This window comes from Geoalkalibacter subterraneus, from assembly GCF_000827125.1.
GTDB lineage: Bacteria > Desulfobacterota > Desulfuromonadia > Desulfuromonadales > Geoalkalibacteraceae > Geoalkalibacter_A > Geoalkalibacter_A subterraneus.
In genome coordinates this window covers 411,530-430,872 of the sequence record NZ_CP010311.1, presented here as the reverse complement: position 1 = coordinate 430,872, position 19,343 = coordinate 411,530, and the positions used below count along the sequence as shown (strand labels likewise).

The window sequence follows — 19,343 nt, the reverse complement described above, 5'->3', positions numbered from 1 at the left end:
ACGCTGGAAAATATCCCATTGTCAGGGCGATGTCAAGGATTTTCATGCGCCGGGCAGAATCTCGAACTGCTCCTGATGAAACACCGGCCGGGCGACCACCGTGATTTTTTTGCCGAAGCGCAATTCCAGCTCTTCGATCCCCAGACGCTCCTCGTCATAGAGAATGGCGGCCACATCGGGGTGCACCACCACATTGACCGCACTCTCCTCCAGGTCTTTGAGTTCCCGCCGCAGTTCGCGGAAGATTTCATAAGCCAGCGTCGGGCGGCTCTTGATATACCCCTTGCCCTCGCAGTAGGGGCAGGACTCGCACAGGGTGCGTCCGATGCTTTCGCGCACCCGCTGACGGGTCATCTCCACCAGCCCGAGTTCGGAGATCTTGAGGATATTGGTCTTGCTCTTATCGTTCTTCAGGGCATCGAGCAGAGCGGCATAGACCTTTTCACGGTGCGGCTCTTTTTCCATATCGATGAAATCGATGATGATCAACCCGCCGATGTTGCGCAGCCGCAGCTGAAAGGCAATCTCCTTGACCGCTTCGAGGTTGGTCTTGAGGATGGTATCCTCGAGATTGTGCTTGCCGACGTAGCGGCCGGTATTGACATCGACCGCCACCAGCGCCTCGGTCTGCTCTATGATGATGTAGCCGCCGCTTTTAAGCCACACCTTGCGCCCCAGGGCCCGCGCAATCTCGACCTCGAGACCGAAGGCGTCAAAAATAGGCTCTTCATCGGTATAGAGTTCGATGGAATAGCGCAGCCTGGGCATGAAAGTATCGATGAAGCGCACCACCTTGTCGTATTCTTCCTTCGAGTCGATCACGATGCGCCGCACATCCTCGGTCAACACGTCGCGCACCACCTTGCAGATGACATCGAGTTCGGAATGGATGAGAGAAGGGGCGCCGCTGCCGTCCTTGCGCCGGCAGATATCCTGCCAGAGATTGAGCAGAAACTCCATGTCGAGAGTCAGATCCTCGGAGCTCTTGTTTTCCGCGGCGGTGCGCACGATAAACCCGGACCCCTCCGGACGGATCTGCTCGACCAGTTCACGCAGGCGATCCTTCTCCTCTTCGCACTCGATGCGGCGGGAAATCCCCACGTGGTCGACGGTCGGCATATACACCAGGTTGCGTCCCGGCAGGGAGATATGGGACGTGATACGCGCACCCTTGGTGCCGATGGGCTCCTTGGCCACCTGCACCAGGATCTCCTGCCCTTCCTGCAGCAGATCCTCGATAGGGGGCAGGACCCTTATCTCTTCCCCATCGTCCTCCTCGCTCGCCGGCGGGGAGACGTGGTTGCCGTCATCGATGAACTGCTCGACCGCTTCGACCTCGTCAAAAACGTCAGCGACATAGAGAAAAGCCGCTTTCTCAAGACCAATGTCGACAAAAGCCGCCTGCATCCCGGGTAAAACGCGAATCACCCGACCCTTGTAAATGTTTCCCACAATCCCCCGCTCGCGGGAACGCTCGATATAGAGTTCGGCGATATGGCCGTTCTCCAGCAGCGCCACCCGCGTTTCCTGGGAGGTGGTGTTGATGACCAGTTCCTTGGTCATAAGAACTCCTTCCAATCACGCAAAAATATAAAAGTCTCGCAATATCCGTAAAAGATGAAAATCTCATATGTCGTCACCCGTCCCTTTGAGGACCACCCCGATTTTGCGCGGCACCAGCCCGCGAATGCGATCTTCGTCGCATTCGAGCAGATGAGCGGCCACCGGCAGAGGGCTGCCGTGGGTCATTTCGAGATAAAGCGTTCCCGCCTCAAGTCGCACCGACCTGACGCCGGGACGCAGATCCACCTCCACCGCGCGCCCCTTTTTCATGCGGGTCGCCGGAACAGTGTCCGCGGTGAGAAAAGAGGAGATCCGCTCACTCAGTTGGCCGTCATCGCTGCTCGCGCACTCCAGCCGATAAACCGTACAGTCAATACTAGCCGATGGTGACGGATTGCGCCAGTCCAGAAGCGCGGCTTCATGCACTTGGAACCCGGCGGGCAGGCGTGCATTGATCCCGGCCGCCGCCTCCCGGGCCGCCACCGGCCGACCCAGATCAAGGTCGATGATCTCCGCCTCGCTTTCCATACCATGGGGCAGAGCCTCGCTGTAGGAGATGCGCGGGTGGGGGTGAAAGCCTTGAGAATAGCGCACCGGCAGGCCCGCACGCCGGACGGCCCGGTTAAACAGACCCATGAACTCCAGATGGCCCACGAAGCGCCCCTTGCCGGTTTTGGCAACACGCAGGCGCAGCTTGCAGCGATTCTCCTCTCCGGCAGGTGCCGTCGGGGCAGTAGCTCCGGCGGATCCCTCTTCGAGAGCGGCGGCATCGTGCAGGCGCGGGTACACCTGCTGAAAATCACAGACTCCGCAGGCGGTACAGACTCCGCCGCGGCAATCGGGAGTCGTCTCAAGCCCCAGGGCCCGCCGCCGCTCCTGCAGAAAAAAGGAGCGGCTCACGCCACAATCGATATGATCCCAGGGCAGCACTTCATCTTCTGTGCGCTCACGCAGATACCAGGCGGGCTCTATGCCGCAATCGGCAAAAGCCTGCTGCCAGCGGGCGAAATCAAACTGATCGTCCCAGCCATCGAAACGGCACCCCAGGTCGACGGCACGGGCGATGACCGCGCCCAGACGGCGGTCGCCGCGGGCGAAGACACCTTCCAGAAACGACATTTCGGCGGTGTGCCACTTCATGCGCAGCTTTTTTGCCCGCAGCTTATCGCGCAGCAGATTCTGGCGCCGCCGCGTCTCGGCCAACCCGATCTGGGCTTCCCACTGAAAGGGGGTATGGGGCTTGGGCACAAAGGTCGAAACCGAAACATTGACGTCTGCACCGCCCTGCGAGCCCCGCCCGGAGCGCTTGACCCGTACCGCCAGATCGATAATCTGCTCCAGATCCTCGTCGGTCTCGGTAGGCAGGCCCAGCATGAAGTAGAGCTTGACCAGGCGCCACCCCAGAGAAAAGGCTGTGGCCGTTGCCTCAACCAGATCCTCGGCATCAATCCCCTTGTTGATCACCTGACGCAGGCGTTCGCTGCCGGCTTCAGGCGCCAGAGTAAAGCCGGTCTTGCGCACCCTGCGGATCTCCTCCATCAATTCAGGAGTCAAAGACCCCACCCGCAGGCTCGGCAGCGATACCGCCACCTGGCTGTCGGCAAAGCGCGTCATCAGGTTCTTGAGCAGCGGCTCAATACAGCCGTAATCACCGCTGGAGAGAGAAAGCAGGGAAACCTCCTCCTGTCCGGCGAAGGCCAGGGATTTTTCGATAATCTCCACAATACGAGCGGGGTCGCGCTCACGCACCGGACGATAGATGTAGCCGGCCTGACAGAAGCGGCAGCCGCGGGTGCAGCCGCGCGCGATCTCTACCGCCACACGGTCGTGCACCGTATTCATGGTCGGCACTACCGGCCGCACGGGAAAGGAGGAGGCGTTGAGGTCCGCCAGAAAACGGCGCCGCACACGCTCCGGAGTGCCAGGAGAAGCAATAATGGAGGCCACACAGCCGTCCTTCCGATAGGAGACGGTATAGAGCGACGGGACATAGACCCCTTCGATGCGCGCCAGGCGCTGCAGCAGGCGGGCACGGTCCTCACCCGCCTCTTTCGAAGCTCTGACCGCCCGGCACAGCTCCGGCAGAGCCTCCTCGCCGTCGCCGATCACCGCGCAGTCAAAAAAATCAGCCAACGGCTCCGGGTTGAAGGCACAGGGGCCGCCCACCACAATCAGCGGGTGGTCGGCGCTGCGCTGATCCCGGCGGCGCGGAACCGAAGCCAGGTCCAGCATGGTCACCAGGTTGGTATAGGACAACTCGTACTGCAGGGTGAATCCGATAATATCGAAACGGCTCAAAGGCCGCTCGGTTTCCAGGCTGCGCAGCGGTTCACCGGCCTGCCGCAGCTGCTCCTCCATATCGGGCCAGGGCGCATAGACCCGCTCCGCAGCGAGCCAGGAGTGCTGGTTGAGAATATGATAGAGAATGGCATATCCCAGATGGCTCATCCCGACTTCGTAGACATCGGGGAAGGCCAGGGCGATGGAGAGTTCCACCTGTTCCGGGTTCTTGATAATGCTTCCCACCTCTCCCCCGAGATAGCGCGAGGGACGGGAGACATGGGGCAGGATATTTTCGTAAGCCATGAAATGAATTTCCAGACGATAGAGAAAAACTGATGTGGGAAAAGTTTGAAATTTAGCACAATTGCCTGCTATCCCTCAACATCTTTTAACTCTTGCGTCACCGCCAAACCGCGACAAGGGTAGGCCCTGGGGGCAGCAATGTGCTATTCTAACGGGATAACGATTCAGTTCCGGGTCAGTCCCCCTGGTGCGGAACGCTCCCGCGCATGAATCAAATCAACAAGGATGCTCTACCTATGGTTTCAACTCTCAAACTGCAAGCCGACCTGCATATCCATACCATTGCTTCCGGCCATGCCTACAGCACGGTGGATGAAATCGCCCGCGCCGCAGCCGAAAAAGGCCTTCGCGGCATTGCGCTGACCGACCATGGTCCGGCGCTTCCCGGCGGTCCGCACCCCTACCACTTCCACGCTCTGCGCTTTGTCCCCGAAGTCCTTTATGGAGTCCGCGTGCTGCGTGGCGCCGAAGCCAACATCATGGGGGCGGGAGAGATCGACCTTCCTGACGATGTGCTGCCCAAGCTCGACGTGGTGATGGCCGGCTTTCACGAGGACTGCTCGCCGGTCGGCAATGCCGCGCAGAACACGGAGATTCTTCTGGCCATTATGGACCGGCCGCAAATCAAGATCATCTCCCATCCGGGCAACCCCTCGGTACCCCTCGACCTGGAGGCGGTGGCCGAACACGCCGCCAAAACCGGCACCGCCCTGGAATTCAACAATTCCTCCTTTATCATCAGCCGCATCGGCAGCGACCACAACTGCCGGCAGCTCGCTCACTTCTGTGCAGCGCATGGCACCCCGGTCACCGTGGGCAGCGACGCTCATTTTCACAGCACCGTAGGCGAGCTGAGCGTGGCCCAACAGGCGCTTGCCGAAGGAGGCGTGGATCCCGAGCAGATTATCAACCGCACGCTGGAGACGACCCTGGCCTTCCTGAACCTGGAGTCCTGAACCATGAAACAATCCCCCGAAATCGATATCGAAATGCGCGCTGAAAATTCTGACCGGGGCCCCGTCTATCGATCTTCCGACCCCAGCGGCGACAACTGGGCCATGGCCTGTCACCTGAGTGCGCTGTGCGGCTACCTCTTCCCCTTTGGTAACGTTATCGGGCCCCTTGTCCTGTGGCTGTTCAAGGGGAAACAGATCTCCCAGGTCGATCAGCACGGCAAGGAAGCACTGAACTTCCAGATCAGCGTCACGCTCTACATGTTTGCCTCGATGCTGCTGATGCTCATCGGGATTGGCGTCGTGCTGCTGGTCGCCCTGTCCATTTTCACCCTGGTGATGATCATCATCGCCACCATCAAGGCGCGCAATGGGGAACTCTACCATTACCCCCTGACGATCCGTTTTCTCCGCTGAACCAGGAGGCTGTCGGATTTTGGAAGAACCTGCTGCGAAACCGGCAAATCTTTTCTTCTTGCAGATCGTCGTAAAAAATGAGATGTTCCCTATTATAAGCAACAAATCTCATAGGAACGCTCATGGAAACACGTTATCTGCGAACATTGGCGGTGGTCGCTCAGACAGGCAGCTTCTCCAAGACCGCCCAGCAGCTCCACATTACCCAGTCCGCAGTCTCGCAACGGATCAAATGGCTGGAGGATCATTTCGGGCGCGAGCTGTTCAACCGCACCAGCACCCGTCTGCTGCTCACCGATGCAGGAAAAGTCGCCCTTGAGAAAGCGCACGAAATCCTCGCTCTCGAAGACCAGATGGTGGAGGAGCTGGAAAACCTCGAACACGGCCACCCGCTGCGCGTGAGCTGCACCCCCACCTTCGGCACGGTTCAACTCCCCCAGGCATTGAACCGCTTCATGTTGCGCAATTACGAGATCACCGACATCCAGCTGCTGTTTCATGTTCCCGAACAGGCCATGGTCGAGTTGCGCGAAGGGCATATCGAGCTGGCGGTTATCGAGCACTGCGGCCGGATGGATTTCGAAGAGTTTGCCACCTATACCCTGCCGGACGATGAACTGGTCTTCGTCAGCGCTCACACTCTCAACCTGCCCAAGGGGCGCTGCGAACTGAGCCAACTGCGGGAACACACCCTCTATGTCCGTAAAGAGGGGTGCAGCAGCCGCTCTCTGCTGGAGAACAACCTGCGCCAGCGTCACCTCTCCCTGCGCGATTTTCGCAAGACCGTCGTCACCGACGGGCTGGTGGTGACCATCGAGGCGGTGCGCGCCGGCGCCGGCATTGCTTTCATTTCACGTTCACTGGTGGAGAAGGATCTGGCTGAAGGGATTCTGCGCGAGCACCACGTTCACGGCTTCAACCACCAACGCAACCGCACCCTGGTGGTGAACTGGAACCGCCGCAACGACCCGGCGGTCAAAGCTTTTATTTCCTGCATTTTCAATACCTTCAACCTTCCTTCGCCCGTAGAGGATGATTCAGCGACGGGCTGACCGCTCCGCAACCTGCTCGCAGCGACACTCCATCAACCTCCCCTTTTCCAGCTTGCCATCCGGCCCCATCCTGCTATCATAACCATGTTCTACTTCCACTTGAACATGCCGGAACCCCGTATATTCCTTAACGCCGCCTTCCCCCTGGAGCTTTTCGCCTATGGCCGAGCAGAATATCTTCTTTCTACCGGTGCGCGAATTCTGCCGACGCGAATATTTCACCTGCACGGTGGATGAAAACGTCATGGAATTGGCGCGCACCATGCGCGATCATAATGTTTCAAGCCTGGTTGTTCTTGACAGCGATGATCCGGTCGGCATCATCACAGATCGCGATCTACGCCGCAAAGTGGTGGCTGAAGGGGCTGATCCCACCGGGCTGCTCGCCCGCGACATCATGAGCGGACCACTGATCGTGGTGCGCGAGGAGGACAATTTCTTTGAAGTCGTCTACCAGATGTCGCACCACGGCATTCACCGTCTGGGGGTGGTGGACCACGACAACCGGCTGTGCGGCATGGTCAATGAATCGGACCTGATCCGCATCCAGACCCAGTCGCCGCAGCACCTCGCCAAGGAGATCGAAAAAGCCGCGGACAGGGAGGTACTCAAAGGGTATCACGCAGAGATTGAAGAAATGATCGTTTCACTGGCGGATGCAGGCGTCAAAACGCGCGATCTCGTCCGGCTGATCTCCGATCTCAACGACCGAATTCAGCGCCGCCTGATCGAGCTGCTGCGCCAGGAGCAACGCTTTACAGAGCTGACGGACGATTTTGCGTTCGTGGTGATGGGCAGTGAGGGGCGCTCCGAGCAGACCCTGAAAACAGATCAGGACAACGCCATTATCTACGCCGATCATCTCGATCAAGAACAGATCGCCGGACTGGAGGAATTCTCCCTGGCTCTGATCGACGGTCTGATTGAAATCGGCGTGCCCTCCTGCCCCGGCGGCATCATGGCCAAAAACGCCTTTTGGCGACGTCCGTTGACACCCTGGCGCGAAGCCCTGGAAAGCTGGATCTCGGCTCCATCCCCCGAAAACATCATGAACTTCAGCATGTTCAGCGATTTGCGCACCCTGCACGGCGACCATTCCCTCGAAGAACAGCTCAAGGCGCACATCCTGTGCCGCACGCGCGAGGATGACGTGTTCATCGCCCGCATGGCCGCCAACGCCGCGCGCTTTCATTCTCCCCTGACCATTTTCGGCAATTTCAAGCGGGAGAAGGACGGCCCCCACAAAGGCAAGATCGATCTGAAAAAGGCAGGAATCTTCACCCTGACCGAAGGGATCAAGACTCTGGCGCTTGAGAAGGGGCGTCTTGGCGGCAGTACTCCTGAAAAAATCGCCTGGCTGCGGCAGCAGGGGGTGTTCACGGCTCAGAAAGCGGGCGACATCGACGCCGCCTTCAATCTTCTGGTGTTCCTGCGGCTGCGCTGCCAGACCCTGGCCATCCGCGAAGGACGCGAGCCGAGCAATTACGTCGACCCGGACAAGCTTGACCGGGTCGAAAAAAACCGTCTGCACACCGCTCTTGAAGTGGTCAAATCATTCCAGGGCTTTCTGCGCAGCCACTTTCAGCTGGACCTGATCACCAATTGAGAGGCGCATTGCCGACCTGCCGCTTCTCCTCATGCGGACGCATGGCGGGATTGGCGTAGCGATAGGTTTCACCGCGATAGTTCTTCAGTTCAACCTCCTCTCCCAGGCTCTGCAGATAATCGGGCAGCAGCGGGATTTTGCCGCCGCCGCCGGGCGCATCAATCACGTAGGCAGGCACCCCCAGGCCGGAGGAATGGCCGCGCAGGGCGCGCATGATCTCCAGCCCCTCTTCCACCGAAGTACGGAAATGGTCGGTACCGCGCACCATGTCGGCCTGATAGAGGTAATAGGGGCGCATGCGGATCGCAAGCAGCTTCTGCATCAGACGCTTCATAACGATGGGATCGTCGTTGACTCCGCGCAGCAGCACCGTCTGGTTGCCCAGGGGGATCCCCGCGTCGGCCAAACGGGCGCAGGCCTTGGCAGCCTGAGCGGTGATCTCGTCAGGATGATTGAAGTGCGTATTGAGAAAAAGCGGGTGATATTTGCGCAGCACCCGCACCAGCGCCGAGGTGATGCGCTGCGGCAGCACCACCGGCACGCGCGAACCAATGCGGATGATCTCGACATGGGCGATGGCACGCAGCGCCCGCAGGATGTCGTCAAGCCTGTCGTCGGACAACAGCAGCGGGTCGCCCCCCGACAGAATCACATCGCGGATTTCAGGGTGGTTGCGGATGTAGTCCAGGCCGCTCTCGATCGTTTCGCGGCTCACCACCATGCTTTCGCCGCCGACCTTGCGCTTGCGGGTGCAGAAACGGCAGTACATGGCGCACTCCGAACAGACCAGGAACAGCACCCGGTCCGGATAGCGGTGCACCAGGTTGGGCACCGGGCTCTGGTTCTCCTCCTCCAGCGGATCCGCAGGGCAGACGCTGTCGCGCAGCTCCTCCTCCGAAGGCACGGCCTGCCGCCAGATGGGGTCGTTCACCTCCCTGATCAGAGAGAGATAGTAGGGGTTGATACGCATGGGGTATTCGGCTGCGACCGCATCGAGGGGCGCCGGGTCGATGCCGAAGCGCCGGGTCACCTCGGCGGGGCGGGTCATACTAGTCTGCAGCATTTTCTGCCAGGTTTCCATGGCGTTCAGCTCTCCTCTGAAACAGTCAAGCGTTTAACATAGGTGAGGCGATCGTCGCCCGGCCGGTAAAAATCCCGAATGCACGATTCCTGGCGATATCCGGCCTGTTCATAGAAACGCCGGGTCCGTTCGTAGCTCCCCTGGGAGCTGGTTTCCAGACAGACCAGCCGCCCGCCGCGAGCACAGGCCTTCTCTTCAACATGGCTCATCAGTTCGCGGCCAACGCCATGCCCCTGCGCCGCCGGGTCGACGGCAATCCAGTAAAGGTCAAAAGTTCCCTGCGTCAGCGGCACCGGACCGAACAGCACATACCCGGCCACGCGGCCCTCGACTTCAGCCACCGCCACTTCGTAATCCTGCTGCGCATGGTCATTGAGCACAATCCCGAGCAGTTCCACCGCCACCCCCACTTCTTCATCGCTGAAGGCGCCGGTGGTTTCAAGAATCCGGATAAGATCGGGCACATCGGTTGCATTGAGATTACGCACGGCTAGCCTCCTTTCGCTGAACGGTCATCTCCAGAATGCGGCGGACCAACTGCGGATAACTCATGCCCGCCACGGCAGCGCAGCGCGCCAGACCTGCATCGGGTGAAATATCCGGGTTGGCGTTGACTTCGAGAATGTAAGGCACGCCGTCCCGAAGACGGATGTCGACGCGGGCGTAATCGCGGCACTCCATGAGCTTACAGGCGCGCAGCGCCGTATCGCGGAGCAGCATCGCGTCGCGCCCTTTGATGGACGCCGGACACACCGGTTGAGTTCCCCGATACCCCTGGAACTGCTCAAGCCATTTCCCTTCATAGCTGACGATGGGGTGGACCAGCTCGGAATGAAAACGGATTTCCGACAGGGGCAGCACCTCGAAAGGGCCGTTGCCGATAACGGCAACATTGATCTCACGACCCTCGATGAACTCTTCCACCAGCGCGCCCTGTCGATAGGTTTGATGCACATAGGCAATGCGCGTCCGGAGCTCGGCCTCGTTCTCCACCACGCTGTCGTTGGAGATTCCCAGCGAAGCGTCCTCGAAACGGGGTTTGACAATGAGGGGGTAGGTCAGGTCGCGCACGCGGAGAGACTGGTCGCCGAGCTTGACCACCTGATATTTGGGGGTGGGCAGCTGATGATGGGCGAGCAGATCCTTGGTGCGCGCCTTGTCCTGGGTGAGCCCCAGGCACAGGGGAGCGCTGCCGGTGAAAGGCAGATCGAGCAGATCAAGAAGTGCGGCGATGTGCATCTCCTGGCGACTGCGCCCCCAGAAGCCTTCGCACAGGTTGAAGACCAGATCGGGCGCCGCCGAGCGCAGCTCAGCGACGAACGCAGAGATATCCGTACCCAGCGCCACCAGCTGCGGGACCTGGCCGAGTTCGCCCAGAGCGCCGGCCACCGCCTGCGCTTCGTTCTCGGCGCCCTGCTCGGAAATGCGGTCGAAAGCCTCGCCCTGCGCCGGTTTCTGCACAGCCCGGTTAAAGCAGACCGCGACTTTCATTGCACCCCCCTTGTTCGTGCAGGTTGAGCCGCGTGACAGCGGCATCGGCCACGGCCAGAATCAGCTGGTCGTAGGTGAGCCCGGCCGCACGCGCCGCCTTGGGAAAGCAACTGTTCTGCTCGGAACGCGGCAGGATGCCGGGCAGGGGGTTGAGCTCGATGACCTGCGGCAGGCCGCGCCCATCGAGGCGTACGTCGATGCGGCACCAGTCGCGGCAGCCCAAAGCGGCAAAAGCACGCCTGCACAGTACTTCGATCTGGCGGCGCAGCAGCGGTTCAAGCTGTGCCGGGCAGGTGAAGATCTGCAGGGGGTCCTGTTCCTGATCCCACAGCCATTTTGCTTCGTAGGAGTAGATGGGATTGACGCCGGAGGGCAGACTGTCGAAATTGATCTCGACGATGGGCAGCACGCGCAGGTCAGAGCCGTTGCCGAGCATGGCCACGGTGAATTCGCGTCCCGGCAGAAACTCCTCGATAAGCGCAGGCTGCCGGTAGGTCTCCAGCACCCACTGCACCTGGCGCACCAGCTCGCGGCGGTTGCGCACCAGTGCCCGATCGGTTATCCCCATGCTGGAACCCTCCAGGGTCGGCTTGACCATGGCCGGGTAGCTGAACCGTGCGGGGATCTCAGCCATGGAGGAGGCCACCACGAATCGCGGGGTCGCGACGCGGTGATGAGCGAGGATTTCTTTGGTGCGGCGTTTGTCGAGGCAGAGGCCGAGCGTCAGGGGATCGCTGCCGGTGTAGGGCAGCCCCAGCATATCGAGCATGGCGGGAATCTGCGCTTCGCGGCTGACTCCATGCAGACCTTCGGCAATATTGAAGACCAGGTCCGGCCGCAGCAGGCGGTAGCGTTCAAATGCGCCGGTATCCGCCTCGACCAGGGTCACGCGATGGCGCGAACGCAGCGCATCGGCCACCGCATTGATGGTGTGGATGTCGTCCCATTCGGCGTAGAGATCGTCGGGAGGTTCGGAGGGAGGTTCCAGGGGAGGCTCGGCCGCAGTATCCTGCACGCCTTCGGCCTCCGCCTTCAGATTGAAGGAGAGTGCGATATTCATGTGTAACCCCTTTATCGTTGCCTTGAGTGATCGTGCCTCCCGAAGGAGGAGCGAAGGCGTCTTCGGTCCCGGGCAGCCTGGCGGCCTGCGGCTAAAAGGGGTCACTTTTAAGCGTGCGCGTCTTGCGATTCCCCGGGCCTGAACGTCTATCGTTAATTGCTCATATACGCCCGGCCTGCACCGCTGTCAATCAAAAAAATGAGGGAATTGAAGATATCTTCAGAACGGCACTTTTTTCAATATGTAGAACGGTTCAGGTGGGACCGCAGGGCACGGCGGTATCGTTTTCAGTGACAAACTCGCCTGCGGCTCAGACAGCACCCCCAGGACTCAACAGCCGTGCCTGCGGCCCTGTCGAGCAGACCTGATGAATCATTGCCCATATGTTAGAATAAGAATCAGGATACCCGGGGTTGGCGATTTTTCCCTGTTTCCCGGGTAAGCAACCGATCAGCGCAGAATCATTTTGAGGTTGACAGAAGACCGGCCGCTGGGCTACGCAGAGCCCTGACAGCCCAATGCCCTCACCATCCAACTACGGAGCACAGCAATCTGCCATGACACCCTTTTCCACCATCTTTCTGGAAATCGGCCTTCCCGTTCTCATCATGCTGGGCGCGGAGCGTTTTGCCGTCAGTTACTTCATGCGCACACCGGCCCAGGTGGCCTGGGTGCGCCGCCACAAGTGGCTGCACCCCAACGCCATCAGTCGGGCGCGTTATCCGATGGGGTTTGTGTCCGTACTGCTGCTGCACATGGGGTTCCCCAAGCTGTGCTTTTTTTTCTTCACCTTCTGGATGATCACCGACATCACCGACGGCGATATCGCCCGCAAGTGCGATCTGCATACCGAGGAAGGGGAATCGATCGATCCGTTTTCGGATAAATTGATGTATTCCCCCATGCTGGTCTACATGGCCTGGATCAACCTGCTCAACCCGGTACTGGTCGGCCTCTTCCTCCTGTTCGACATCACCGGGCAGTTTTCGCGGCACTTCATCAAGATCAAAGCGGCCAACCTGTTCGGCAAGGCCAAAACCTTCCTGGTGGTGGTGCTGCTGATCGTGGTGGGGCTGGAATACATCTACGGTCCGCTGCCCCTGTTCGGCCGCACCATTCAGCCGCTGATGGCGATCTGTACCGTCCTGGCCTTCTGCTCCACTTTCTTCAAGCTGATCCCCAACTACTGGTACGCCAATATCCTGAGCATCATGAACCTGATCTGCGGTCTCGCCGGCTGCTGGGTGGTGCTGGCCGGCCATCCCCCCGTGTATGCTCTGGGGCTGGTCTTTCTGGGGCAGTTTCTCGACCTGTTCGACGGCCGTGCGGCGGAACGCTGGGGATCGACCCCCAGGGGTGAAATTTTCGATGATGTGGCCGACGGCACCAGCTTCGGCTTTACGGTCGGCCTGATCGTCGCCGTGACCTTTACCCACCGCAGCCTGGGCGCGCTGATTGCGGTCATCTACCTGGCGGCAGTGGTTTATCGTCTGGTGCGCTTCGTCAGAGAGAAACGCCGCGACGGGATTGCCGGTGGGGTCACCAACTTTTCCGGCCTGCCGTCACCGGCGGCGGCCCTGCTGGCGGGCGTTTCCTGCATTCTGATTCCCAGCGAACTGATCAACGCCGCAACCGTAATCATTGCCTCTGCACTGATGGTTTCGCGCGTCCCCTACGCCCACTTCGGCCGCACCATCCTGCCCCGGGTTCCCAAAATCGTGCGGGTACTGGTGCTGGCAACGTTTCTCGTCCTGCTGGCCCAGGGGGTGCGCCGCGATCTCTATATGGCCCCGCTTGTCATGGCCTACGCAAGTGCCCTGATCTACCTGGCATCTCCCCTTTTCTGGCGGACGGGCAAGGCGGGGGCCGATCCTGAATCCGACCTCGCGGGGCAATAGGAAGCCGGGCTGCCGCCAAGGCCTCCACTTCGCAACCCGCTGAAAAAGTGCCGGGCGTTGACACCGATGGAACGATTGCGGTAGCCCCCCCCTCCTGAACAACCAGCGTGGGATATCCCAGAGACCCGATTGCGCGTCCGTTCAATTCAAAGTCGCGCGCTGTCAGATTCCAGGTGCCCGTCGGATCCCCCTGGCGGTATCGAGGCCGAGACACACCACCAGATGCGCAGAGTTGAAACGCTCGATACGGCGCAGCGCCTTGTCGAGCGCTTCTTGATATTGCCCCGCCTCCAACTGCTCCGGCAGAGGCATATTGAGATTGAAGCCGCGGCCCTGACCACGCCCCGGGCATGGTCGCGGGTAAGAGCCTGAGCCTGGCCGAGGGGGTCGAACACCAGGTAGGGCGGAGTGTCTCCTCCCGGGGTTACTTTTCTTTGCCCCACATAAAATCATCCCCGAACTGATCCCGCAGGCGCGCTTCCGGATTCTGGCGGTAGAATTCTTCGCGGGAAAAAGAAAAACGATATTTTTCGCAGTATTGCATCAGAACCCGGTAAGCGGCATTGATCATTTTCATTTTTTCTGCATCGGGCTGATCCCCCGCATCGGGATGATGCCGCCGCACCAGATTTTTGTGGCGTTTCTTGATCTCCTGCAACGTGGTGCGATCGGTCAGGGCGAATACGTCCAGGGCCTGCTCCAGTTCTTTATACTGCATGACAAATCTTCTCCAACCGATAGTTTCGCAGGCCGCACCCCCAGTGGCTCCATTTTTCACTCTTCCCGGAATAACATAAGTAGTAAATTTTCCCTTGCATAACAATGCAGATCTGATACCCTCACGATATCCGAAGCCCACTTTCTCATCAACAACCATCTGTTCAACCTGCTTCGGCTTATCTCTTACCAGGAGAAAACAGACATGGAAGACCTCTGGAAACTTCAGAAAATAGGCTACCGCACCAACGACCTGGCGGACCAGGCCGAATACCACCAGATGCTCAAACGGTTCCGCGAAGAGGAGATGAAAAACAACATGCAGGATCTGCTCTACAATCCACCTGCCGGAAAGGATACTTCCCGCCCTCCGAAATAATTCACCACTCGGGCGATTTCCATTCCTTGAATCCCGCTTCGCGCCATCGTTATATCTTCAGCTCTTTCCATCTCCTAATTTCTTGATGGCAACCCGGGACTGTGCTAAATTGCCGATTCCCGATTCATTTAACCGCCCGATCCATACCGCCGGAGGAAGCGCTGAAAATGGAACTGAAGACTCTCCCCCTGTCTCACCCCAAGACCAAACCCCAGGACGAAGGCAAGCTCAACTTCGGCCAGATCTTTACCGATCGCATGTTCGTGATGGAATACCAGGCGGGCAAAGGCTGGCATTCGGCCCGCATTGAGCCGTACGGCCCTTTCTCCCTCGATCCGGCTTCTGCCGTTCTGCATTACGCCCAGGAGATCTTCGAGGGGCTCAAGGCCTACCGCCATCCTGACGGGAAGATCGCCCTGTTCCGCCCGGCCGACAACATCAAACGGTTCAATTGCAGCGCGACCCGCATGTGCATGCCCGAGGTCGATGAAGAGTTCTTCCTCAGTGCCATCAAAGAGCTGGTACGACTTGAAGCTGACTGGGTTCCTCACAATGAGGGCACCAGCCTCTATATCCGCCCGACCATGATCGCCACGGATCCCTACCTGGGGGTTAAACCGTCGGATACCTACCTGTGCTATGTGATCCTGTCCCCGGTGGGCGCCTATTATAAAGGCGGCTTCAGCCCGGTAAAAATCTGGATCAGCGACCAATTCGTGCGCTCCGCACCCGGCGGCACGGGTGAAGCCAAAACCGGGGGCAACTATGCGGCCAGCCTGCGCGCCTCCATGGAGGCCGCCGCCAAGGGATTCGATCAGGTCCTGTGGCTTGATGCGGTGGAACGCAAATATGTCGAGGAAGTCGGCAGCATGAACATCTGCTTCTACCTCGACGGCAAGGTAATTACCTCGCCGCTGCACGGCACCATTCTCGACGGAATCACGCGGCGCGCGATCCTCACCTTGATCAAGGACATGGGAATCGAGGTGGAGGAACGCGCCCTGAGCGTCGAGGAGATCCTGGAGGGGGCCCGCACCGGTCGCCTCAAGGAGGCCTTCGGCACGGGTACCGCTGCGGTGGTATCGCCGGTGGGGCAGTTTACCTATCGAGACGAGACGGTTTCGGTTGGAGACAACCAGGTCGGCGAACTGACGCTCAAACTCTATGAAACCCTGACGGGCATCCAGTACGGGCAGCGCAACGATCCTCATGGTTGGATTGAGTTGATCTAATTACAACAAAATGTAAATACAGGCCAGTAGTTCAATTGGTAGAGCACCGGTCTCCAAAACCGGCTGTTGGGGGTTCGAGTCCCTCCTGGCCTGCCACCTTTACCCCGATCCCCGGATCGGGGTTTTTTATTGCCCTGCCCAATCCCCGGGCACCGCTGCCAAAAATAGCGGCAGCGGTGCCCGGCATACACAGTCAGAAAACCCCTATCTCCCCATCTCCCTGTACGGCACAGTCCCTGCTCTACCTTTCTCCCCGCCAGCCCTCTCGCCCCGATTTTTTTGAGCACATAAATACTCACGCAGAGCACGTATACGAAAAGCTCTTGTTCTGAAAAACACAAAACCATGCCAGAACCCTGAGAAAAACAACGTAAAAAACCCTCTATTTGTGAATTAAAATTTTGATATCACAACAAAAAACAAAAAAAGAAAGCACCAAATACCAACAGAGGCACATTACTTGCTCTTAGATAAAAATTACGTTTAATTGTGTACCATTGTTTACCCCTTAACGCCTGACCGCCACCGGTGTGGCAGAAACCAAATCCTGGGAGGACAGTAGACATGTGCCGTATTGGTGCCATTAAAAGTGTAGATTACCTGCATCCAAGTCAGGCCTTGCTACTGATGCAGTCGCAGCAGAAAGGGCATGACAATTCCGGCTTTGCTATGGTCATGCACGACCTGGGCGGGATCTTCAAGAACTACAAGAATCTTCCGACCCTCTCGCTGGCCTGCACCGATGAGGGACTCAAGCGCGCCGAAGACATTCTGCACGAAGCCGGCTTCAGCCGTGTCCTGCAATGGGTGCCTGAGACCAACAACGAACCGGGCCTCGACATCATTGCTATGCCCAACTACGTGTTCGAGACCTTCAACTATCCGCGCCATTACCGAAAAGCCAGCCAGAAAGAGAAAGAGGAACTGCTGCTCGATATGCGCCTGAAGCTGCGCTTTGCGCTGGAGGAGGACGACCAGGGTTTTGTCTACTCCTTCTGGCCAGATGTCGTGACTCTCAAGGAGATCGGCAACCCGAAAGACATCGGGACCTACTTCAATTTATGGGAGCCCGACGATCAGTTCACCGCCAAGGTGATCACCGCCCAGTGCCGTCAGAACACCAACTACGACATCGTGCGCTACGCCGCTCACCCGTTCTTTCTGCAGGGATACACGGCCCTGGCCAATGGCGAAAATACTTTCTACCAGAAGAACAAGGAGTTCCAGCGCAGCCTGCATCGCGGCTACACCGGTTTCGAATCAGACAGCCAGTGCTTTCTCTATACCCTGCACTATGTGCATCGCGAATTAGGCTGGCCGCTGCCTTACTTCAAGCACGTGGTCACCCCCCTACCCTTTGAAGAAGCAACTCGCCGGGAGGACCGCGACCAGCTCTTCGCGATTCGCCAGTCCCTGGCGCACCTGGAAATCAACGGTCCCAACACGATCATCGGCGTGCTGCCGGACAACATCCTGTTCACCTGCTGCGACGCCAAGAAGCTGCGCCCGGTGGTCGTCGGCCGCTCCGAAGATAAAGTGATCATCTCTTCAGAAGTGTGCGGAATCAACGAAGTTCTGCCCGACCGTAATTGGGAGACAGACATCTATCCCCATGAGCGCGAAATCGTGGTGATCGATAACGAGTTGGAGGTTCAACGATGGAAGCAATGAAAGTCAACGACGTCACCCCCAACGATCTGCCGTGGAAGGTCGAATATGACGCCAGCCGTTGCACCCTGTGCGGCTCCTGCGTGGCGGCCTGTTCCTTTCGCGCCATCGAGCCGAAGGTCGAGAGACGCCGTATGATCTGGTCCGAAAGCGAATTTCCCGAACCGAAGGCACGCTTCTCGGCGGTGCCCGTCATCCGCCAGGCCAAATCCATCCGCAATTACTGCCGCGGTTGCGGCATCTGCGAAAAAGTCTGCCCCAACGACGCCATCGGGCCGGTGCGCAACCCCGATACGCGCCACCCGGTGATCACCCGCTGCCTGGGGGGAGATTCCATCAAGCGCGGCGGCCGCAAAAATCTCGAGGGGAGCGTGCGCACCCTCGACCGCATCCGGGTGGGGCGCATCTCTCAGATGACCGACCCGAGCCTCGATGCCCAGCGCCACACCTTCGACCTGCTGGCACCCTTCGGCCGCATCCTGCCGCCGGAACAGCTCGCTTTTCGCGTCACCGAGGACGGCAGACTTGCTCCCTCCGGGCAATCGCCGCCGGTCAACTGGATCTACCCGGTGATCATCGGCGACATGTCCATCGGGGCGCTTTCATGGCGTATGTGGGAAGGGGCCGCCATGGCGACCGCCTACCTCAACGAGGAGTGCGGCCTGCCGGTGCGCATGTGCTCTGGAGAAGGGGGCGTGCCGGAGCGGCTGCTCAAGAGCCGCTACCTCAAATACATGATCCTGCAGATCGCTTCGGGCCACTTCGGCTGGAACCGCATCGTCAAGACTATGCCGAGCATGGTCGAGGACCCGGCCGGAGTGCTGATCAAGATCGGTCAGGGCGCCAAGCCCGGCGACGGCGGACTGCTACAGGCACAGAAGGTGGCCGGGCATATCCAGTCTATCCGCGGTGTTCCCAAAGCCGACCTGCTCAGTCCCCCCAATCACCAGGGCCTCTACTCTATAGAGGAGAGCGTGCAGAAGATGTTTCTCTCCTTCAATGCCGCCTTTAAATTCCGCGTGCCGGTCGCGATCAAGGTCGCCGCTTCCGCCACCAGTGTTTCGGTCTTCAACAACCTGGTGCGCGACCCTTACAACATTGTCGGCGGATTCTTTCTCGACGGCATCGACGGGGGCACGGGAGCGGCCCATGAGGTGTCCCTCGACCACACCGGCCATCCCATCGTCAGCAAGCTGCGCGACTGCTACCTGGCTGCCGTAACCCAGGGACGCCAGGGGCAGATCCCCCTGTGGGCAGCGGGCGGCCTCGGCAAGACCGGCGATCTCGCGGCCGATGCCTTCAAGATGATGTGCCTGGGCGCCAACGGCGTCTTTACCGGCAAGCTGATCCTGCAGATGGCCGGCTGCGTCGGCAACGACATGGGTCGCTGCAATGCCTGCAATACCGGCCTGTGCCCGGTAGGAATCACCACCCAGGAATCGGCGCTGGCGCACCGGCTCGACCCGGAAAAAGTGGCGCAGAACATCGTCAACTACTTCCTGGCCATGGATCAGGAATTCAAGAAACTGATGGCGCCGATCGGCAACAGCGCCCTGCCCGTTGGCCGCTCCGACGCCCTGGTAGCCACCGATAAGGCGGTCGCCGACCGGTTGCAGATTCAGTATGTGTGCTAGGTCTCA

The 19,343-nt window shown here is 59.4% G+C and carries 17 protein-coding genes and 1 tRNA gene; 10 read left to right on the top strand and 8 right to left on the bottom strand.

Features of this window, described 5'->3' with window-relative positions; all coding sequences use genetic code 11:
* Positions 1 to 42: 42 nt before the first annotated feature.
* Both GSUB_RS02015 and GSUB_RS02010 read right to left on the bottom strand, forming a co-directional pair.
* Entirely contained in the window at positions 43 to 1,563 is a 1,521-nt protein-coding gene (locus tag GSUB_RS02015) for an Rne/Rng family ribonuclease (protein WP_040198968.1), read from the bottom strand.
* 63 nt (positions 1,564 to 1,626) lie between these two features.
* Positions 1,627 to 4,149, bottom strand: coding sequence for a TIGR03960 family B12-binding radical SAM protein (locus GSUB_RS02010; protein WP_040198967.1), 2,523 nt, complete (start codon positions 4,147 to 4,149; stop codon positions 1,627 to 1,629).
* A 206-nt stretch (positions 4,150 to 4,355) separates the two neighbouring features.
* Here GSUB_RS02010 and GSUB_RS02005 point away from each other — a divergent pair, with 206 nt between their 5' ends.
* From GSUB_RS02005 to GSUB_RS01990, 4 genes are all read left to right on the top strand, one after another.
* On the top strand, positions 4,356 to 5,105 hold the full coding sequence (locus GSUB_RS02005) for a phosphatase (protein WP_235269877.1): 750 nt from the start codon (positions 4,356 to 4,358) through the stop codon (positions 5,103 to 5,105).
* A 3-nt stretch (positions 5,106 to 5,108) separates the two neighbouring features.
* A complete protein-coding gene (locus GSUB_RS02000) occupies positions 5,109 to 5,519 on the top strand; it encodes a DUF4870 domain-containing protein (RefSeq protein ID WP_235269871.1) in 411 nt (136 codons plus the stop codon).
* Between the two features lie 122 nt (positions 5,520 to 5,641).
* On the top strand, positions 5,642 to 6,571 hold the full coding sequence (locus GSUB_RS01995) for a LysR family transcriptional regulator (protein WP_040198965.1): 930 nt from the start codon (positions 5,642 to 5,644) through the stop codon (positions 6,569 to 6,571).
* 160 nt (positions 6,572 to 6,731) lie between these two features.
* Entirely contained in the window at positions 6,732 to 8,177 is a 1,446-nt protein-coding gene (locus GSUB_RS01990) for a DUF294 nucleotidyltransferase-like domain-containing protein (RefSeq protein ID WP_040198964.1), read from the top strand.
* Here GSUB_RS01990 and GSUB_RS01985 read toward each other — a convergent pair.
* From GSUB_RS01985 to GSUB_RS01970, 4 genes are read right to left on the bottom strand one after another with little or no spacing between them, the layout of a single operon-like run.
* Positions 8,167 to 9,258: a KamA family radical SAM protein gene (locus GSUB_RS01985; RefSeq protein WP_052464383.1), complete on the bottom strand. Its 1,092-nt coding sequence runs from the start codon at positions 9,256 to 9,258 to the stop codon at positions 8,167 to 8,169. The genes GSUB_RS01990 and GSUB_RS01985 overlap by 11 nt on opposite strands.
* Positions 9,259 to 9,263: 5 nt before the next feature.
* Positions 9,264 to 9,746 carry a GNAT family N-acetyltransferase gene (locus tag GSUB_RS01980; RefSeq protein ID WP_040198963.1) on the bottom strand — a complete coding sequence of 161 codons (483 nt, stop codon included), beginning with the start codon at positions 9,744 to 9,746 and terminating at the stop codon, positions 9,264 to 9,266.
* A complete protein-coding gene (locus GSUB_RS01975; RefSeq protein WP_052464380.1) occupies positions 9,739 to 10,749 on the bottom strand; it encodes a D-alanine--D-alanine ligase family protein in 1,011 nt (336 codons plus the stop codon). Before GSUB_RS01975 ends, GSUB_RS01980 begins: the two co-directional genes overlap by 8 nt.
* Positions 10,727 to 11,809 (bottom strand): D-alanine--D-alanine ligase family protein, encoded by a 1,083-nt coding sequence (locus GSUB_RS01970; protein WP_040198962.1) that lies wholly within the window; start codon positions 11,807 to 11,809, stop codon positions 10,727 to 10,729. Before GSUB_RS01970 ends, GSUB_RS01975 begins: the two co-directional genes overlap by 23 nt.
* A gap of 557 nt (positions 11,810 to 12,366) precedes the next feature.
* Between GSUB_RS01970 and GSUB_RS01965 the strand changes: the two genes are divergently transcribed.
* Positions 12,367 to 13,707: a CDP-alcohol phosphatidyltransferase family protein gene (locus GSUB_RS01965; protein ID WP_052464378.1), complete on the top strand. Its 1,341-nt coding sequence runs from the start codon at positions 12,367 to 12,369 to the stop codon at positions 13,705 to 13,707.
* 162 nt (positions 13,708 to 13,869) lie between these two features.
* Here the strand turns inward: GSUB_RS01965 and GSUB_RS19970 are convergent, their stop codons facing one another.
* Positions 13,870 to 14,160, bottom strand: a complete 291-nt coding sequence (locus tag GSUB_RS19970) for a hypothetical protein (RefSeq protein ID WP_337833181.1) — start codon at positions 14,158 to 14,160, stop codon at positions 13,870 to 13,872.
* Positions 14,132 to 14,425, bottom strand: a complete 294-nt coding sequence (locus tag GSUB_RS01960) for a J domain-containing protein (RefSeq protein ID WP_040198961.1) — start codon at positions 14,423 to 14,425, stop codon at positions 14,132 to 14,134. The genes GSUB_RS19970 and GSUB_RS01960 overlap by 29 nt, the downstream gene beginning before the upstream one ends.
* Positions 14,426 to 14,629: 204 nt before the next feature.
* Here GSUB_RS01960 and GSUB_RS19330 point away from each other — a divergent pair, with 204 nt between their 5' ends.
* The 5 genes from GSUB_RS19330 (at position 14,630) to GSUB_RS01940 (ending at position 19,337) form a co-directional block, all read left to right on the top strand.
* Positions 14,630 to 14,803: a hypothetical protein gene (locus GSUB_RS19330; RefSeq protein ID WP_158414023.1), complete on the top strand. Its 174-nt coding sequence runs from the start codon at positions 14,630 to 14,632 to the stop codon at positions 14,801 to 14,803.
* Positions 14,804 to 14,970: 167 nt separating this feature from the next.
* Entirely contained in the window at positions 14,971 to 16,035 is a 1,065-nt protein-coding gene (locus GSUB_RS01955; protein ID WP_144401912.1) for a branched-chain amino acid aminotransferase, read from the top strand.
* A 20-nt stretch (positions 16,036 to 16,055) separates the two neighbouring features.
* Positions 16,056 to 16,131, top strand: a tRNA-Trp gene (locus GSUB_RS01950).
* Between the two features lie 468 nt (positions 16,132 to 16,599).
* Positions 16,600 to 17,706, top strand: coding sequence for a class II glutamine amidotransferase (locus GSUB_RS01945; RefSeq protein WP_040198960.1), 1,107 nt, complete (start codon positions 16,600 to 16,602; stop codon positions 17,704 to 17,706).
* Positions 17,694 to 19,337: a glutamate synthase-related protein gene (locus tag GSUB_RS01940; RefSeq protein ID WP_040198959.1), complete on the top strand. Its 1,644-nt coding sequence runs from the start codon at positions 17,694 to 17,696 to the stop codon at positions 19,335 to 19,337. Before GSUB_RS01945 ends, GSUB_RS01940 begins: the two co-directional genes overlap by 13 nt.
* The last annotated feature ends 6 nt before the right edge of the window (positions 19,338 to 19,343 follow it).

Excerpts from the sequence above, each read along its gene's own strand:
- GSUB_RS02015 (WP_040198968.1), bottom strand. The coding sequence starts at position 1,563 with ATGACCAAGGAACTGGTCATCAACACCACCTCCCAGGAAACGCGGGTG.
- GSUB_RS02010 (WP_040198967.1), bottom strand. The coding sequence starts at position 4,149 with ATGGCTTACGAAAATATCCTGCCCCATGTCTCCCGTCCCTCGCGCTAT.
- GSUB_RS02005 (WP_235269877.1), top strand. The coding sequence starts at position 4,356 with ATGAATCAAATCAACAAGGATGCTCTACCTATGGTTTCAACTCTCAAA.
- GSUB_RS02000 (WP_235269871.1), top strand. The coding sequence starts at position 5,109 with ATGAAACAATCCCCCGAAATCGATATCGAAATGCGCGCTGAAAATTCT.
- GSUB_RS01995 (WP_040198965.1), top strand. The coding sequence starts at position 5,642 with ATGGAAACACGTTATCTGCGAACATTGGCGGTGGTCGCTCAGACAGGC.
- GSUB_RS01990 (WP_040198964.1), top strand. The coding sequence starts at position 6,732 with ATGGCCGAGCAGAATATCTTCTTTCTACCGGTGCGCGAATTCTGCCGA.
- GSUB_RS01985 (WP_052464383.1), bottom strand. The coding sequence starts at position 9,258 with ATGGAAACCTGGCAGAAAATGCTGCAGACTAGTATGACCCGCCCCGCC.
- GSUB_RS01975 (WP_052464380.1), bottom strand. The coding sequence starts at position 10,749 with ATGAAAGTCGCGGTCTGCTTTAACCGGGCTGTGCAGAAACCGGCGCAG.
- GSUB_RS01970 (WP_040198962.1), bottom strand. The coding sequence starts at position 11,809 with ATGAATATCGCACTCTCCTTCAATCTGAAGGCGGAGGCCGAAGGCGTG.
- GSUB_RS01965 (WP_052464378.1), top strand. The coding sequence starts at position 12,367 with ATGACACCCTTTTCCACCATCTTTCTGGAAATCGGCCTTCCCGTTCTC.
- GSUB_RS19970 (WP_337833181.1), bottom strand. The coding sequence starts at position 14,160 with ATGATTTTATGTGGGGCAAAGAAAAGTAACCCCGGGAGGAGACACTCC.
- GSUB_RS01960 (WP_040198961.1), bottom strand. The coding sequence starts at position 14,425 with ATGCAGTATAAAGAACTGGAGCAGGCCCTGGACGTATTCGCCCTGACC.
- GSUB_RS19330 (WP_158414023.1), top strand. The coding sequence starts at position 14,630 with ATGGAAGACCTCTGGAAACTTCAGAAAATAGGCTACCGCACCAACGAC.
- GSUB_RS01955 (WP_144401912.1), top strand. The coding sequence starts at position 14,971 with ATGGAACTGAAGACTCTCCCCCTGTCTCACCCCAAGACCAAACCCCAG.
- GSUB_RS01945 (WP_040198960.1), top strand. The coding sequence starts at position 16,600 with ATGTGCCGTATTGGTGCCATTAAAAGTGTAGATTACCTGCATCCAAGT.
- GSUB_RS01940 (WP_040198959.1), top strand. The coding sequence starts at position 17,694 with ATGGAAGCAATGAAAGTCAACGACGTCACCCCCAACGATCTGCCGTGG.